This is a genomic window from Candidatus Culexarchaeum yellowstonense (assembly GCF_024707025.1).
Taxonomy (GTDB): Archaea; Thermoproteota; Methanomethylicia; order Culexarchaeales; family Culexarchaeaceae; genus Culexarchaeum.
The window spans coordinates 1-3140 of sequence record NZ_JANGFQ010000153.1 but is presented as its reverse complement, the minus strand read 5'-3'; the positions used below and the strand labels follow the sequence as shown (position 1 = coordinate 3140).

Sequence of the window (3140 nt, the reverse complement as noted above, 5' to 3'; positions counted from 1 at the left end):
CATAAACCAACGCTGCAGTCAATGCTGAAGCAGATACAAGCATACTTCTCGACACCAAAGCATACACCAAATAAAACGTATAATGGTGCAATAATATAAAGGTTTGCCTATATATAGGCGAAATATTCATTAAATACGCATAAACCTAATAAGACCTTGTAAGATATTTACCATAATTTATTTTAACGAATTCTCTGTTTAGAAAATCGTTTAATGCTTTAGCAATGACTTCATCCCTAGAATTGTAACGCCCAATTTTAATGAGTAGGTCAATGTCCCTTAAAGTATCATCCGGGATCGATACCCGTATACTCCTCAAAGCATACACCACGCAAAAAAATGGTAGTATTAATGTTTTTACTTCCAATTTTTTGCAGAGAGTCAAATAAACTATTCACTCCAATACATATAAGCATTTCGCAAAACCATATGTCAATAAAAATTTCCTTTAAGAATTGAATATCTATGATGCAAAATCAACTTAACATTTAAACAAAGGGTAAAGTATTGTTGTTTTTTAGACGCATATAAACCTATGAATCACCCTCACTTTTTAAGCAGCTTTCTAAATCTTGGATGCAATTTGTCAATTATCAAGCTTTCCTCCAATGCTTTAACAACTTCTGGTAGGGCTCTTAATATATCTGTTAAGGTGACTATCCCCACAAGTTTGCCACGATCAATTATTGGAAGCCTCTTAATGTTATTATTTATCATGAACTTAGCCGCGTAAACTAGATCCATATCTGGATCCCCATAAATCAATGGTTTAGACATCACCTTCGAAACTTTTGTTGTCCTGGGATCTAAGCATGGAACTATCACCCTCTTCAACATATCCCTCTCAGTCACTATCCCAACAGGTTTACCATCCTTAACCACAACTAAGCATCCAATGTTATATTGCGACATTATATCAGCAGCTTTAACAACAGTTTCATCTTCATCTATGACCTTAACATCCTTAACCGCAATATCAATTATCCTAATCATAGCAGACCCTAAAAGAATTGAATTTTGAAGCTTAAAAAGGTTTAGTTAATATTAATAAGGGTTTCATTCCCACAATTAACCATGGGGTTATGGAGTACAAGTATACTTACCATAGGAAGAAGCTGATGTCACGTTACACTGCAATAAAGATAATTGAAGCATTAAATACCCGTAGGGGTTTTGCGAAAGTCAGTTTTGATTTAGGCATATCAGAGGAGGATGTGGAGATAGTGAATCGTGATTCCATTGTGATTGTGGATGGATTTGAAATTGAAATGGAATTGCTTAGAGAATTGATTGACAGTAACGATGTATACTGTCTTGAGGATGGGAATATTGTGAAGGTGGCGTTTTATGCTGATGGGAATTATTATAAGCTTAGATGCGTAGCGGAAAAAGCCGCACCGACACTGGAGATTAACGGTATACATATGCATAGAATAACTGGGGTAACCCCATGGGAAGATGCATTAATGAAAGTTAAAGCTGCAAAAGTTCATAAGGGATTGGAAGTACTCGATATATGCACAGGACTTGGATATACAGCAATAGCTTCAGCAAATATGGGTGCAAATAGCATAATAAGCATAGAAAAGGATATAAACGTTCTGAAAATAGCGGAAATAAACCCATGGTCTAGAGGATTGGAGAATGATAGGATAAAGATTATAGTTGAAGACGCAGCAAAAGTTGTGCGTGAAATGGGGGATGAGGCTTTTGATAGAATTATACATGATCCACCAAGATTTCAATTGGCTGGAGAACTTTATAGCATGGAATTCTACAAGGAGCTTTATAGAGTTTTAAAGTTTGGAGGAATCCTATACCACTATACAGGTCAACCTGGAATAAAACGTAGAGTAAACTTCGTTAAGGGGGTTTCAAATAGGCTTAGGAGTGTTGGATTTAAAGTTGAGGTTAAGAGGGATTTAATGGGGGTTTTAGCCTTCAAACTCTAAAGCTTCCTGGAAACATTATCTAGAACCCACTTCACATATTTGCTTAATAATGGTGGTAGATCCACAGGTCCAATATCCATAAACCCTCTAACAATAATGGATACAGCTTCCTCTTCACTAAACCCTCTGGACATAAGGTAATATACTTCATCTTCAGAAAATCTTCCAATAGCAGCTTCATGGGATAATGTGGCACTAGCATTCTTAGCATCCAATTGTGGTATAGCTCTTATAACAGCCTTTGAGGATAGCAACATACCCCTACACTCCAAGTGACCTCTACAATTATAGCCTTCACCCACAATAACCCCTCTGGAAATAACTTTGGCATCATCCTTAGCAATAACCTTTGAAACTATTTCCGCTCTACTACCATTACCATTAAGGTGAGCTTCACCTCCAACATCAATAACACTACCATTAGAAGCAACAATTATGGATACTAAGCTAGATCTGGAATTTTCACCATTAAGGTGTACTATTGGCATAGTTTGAATAGTTTTAGCTGGATTCACATTAATATAGATACTTGTGAACGATGCATCATCCTCCAATAAAACCCCAGTTCTAGGCCTAACATCAACACCTTCACTCCAAGAATGAATCATGGTATAAGTTAATTTACCACCCCTCTTAACATAAAATTCCGAAACACCAACATGCAGAGCTTCACCAACCCTCGGAGAAGCACAACCAGTTAAAACGTTAAGTTCAGCCCCCTCCTCAACAATTATAATATTATGAACATTCTGGGATAAACCGCTACTCTTAAGATAGAAGCATGCTTGAACTGGAAGTTCAACTTTAACGCCACTCTTAACCCTAATGAAAACACCACCACTACACTTAAGCTCAGAAAGGGCAGTGAACTTATCCATATCAACATTAAGAGCCCTCCAATAGTAATTTGGAATCCAATCATACAATTCTAAGGCTTTAGATATGGGTAAAACTTCAACACCTTCATGGAAAGAGGAATCCATAAGTATGCTGGAATCCACCTGCAAATAGCTTCCAGCCCTCCCCCTACCACTAAGATCTACACCAACTTCAGAAGCCTTCTCCTCCAAATCCCTAGAAATAGATTCAGAGGATTTAGATATAGATTTGAATTTTGAAATATCCAAATCCAAACCAAGAGCTGGAGGTTTATCGATTGCCCTCTTCGCCTTTTCCCTAACTTCCTCT

The 3140-nt window shown here is 37.2% G+C and carries 4 protein-coding genes; 1 reads left to right on the top strand and 3 read right to left on the bottom strand.

Features of this window, described 5'->3' with window-relative positions; translation table 11 throughout:
* Nucleotides 1-145: 145 nt before the first annotated feature.
* Nucleotides 146-319, bottom strand: a complete 174-nt coding sequence (locus tag MRT15_RS10035) for a ribbon-helix-helix domain-containing protein (RefSeq protein ID WP_304329958.1) — start codon at nucleotides 317-319, stop codon at nucleotides 146-148.
* A 227-nt stretch (nucleotides 320-546) separates the two neighbouring features.
* Nucleotides 547-993, bottom strand: a complete 447-nt coding sequence (locus tag MRT15_RS10030; RefSeq protein ID WP_304329957.1) for a cyclic nucleotide-binding/CBS domain-containing protein — start codon at nucleotides 991-993, stop codon at nucleotides 547-549.
* 89 nt (nucleotides 994-1082) lie between these two features.
* On the opposite strand from MRT15_RS10030, the gene MRT15_RS10025 reads away from it, so the two are divergent.
* Nucleotides 1083-1952, top strand: a complete 870-nt coding sequence (locus MRT15_RS10025; RefSeq protein WP_304329956.1) for an RsmD family RNA methyltransferase — start codon at nucleotides 1083-1085, stop codon at nucleotides 1950-1952.
* Here the strand turns inward: MRT15_RS10025 and MRT15_RS10020 are convergent.
* The coding region (locus tag MRT15_RS10020; protein ID WP_304329955.1) for a SufD family Fe-S cluster assembly protein at nucleotides 1949-3140 on the bottom strand (1192 nt) is incomplete at its 5' end. The genes MRT15_RS10025 and MRT15_RS10020 overlap by 4 nt on opposite strands.

Excerpts from the sequence above, each read along its gene's own strand:
- MRT15_RS10030 (WP_304329957.1), bottom strand. The coding sequence starts at position 993 with ATGATTAGGATAATTGATATTGCGGTTAAGGATGTTAAGGTCATAGAT.
- MRT15_RS10025 (WP_304329956.1), top strand. The coding sequence starts at position 1,083 with ATGGAGTACAAGTATACTTACCATAGGAAGAAGCTGATGTCACGTTAC.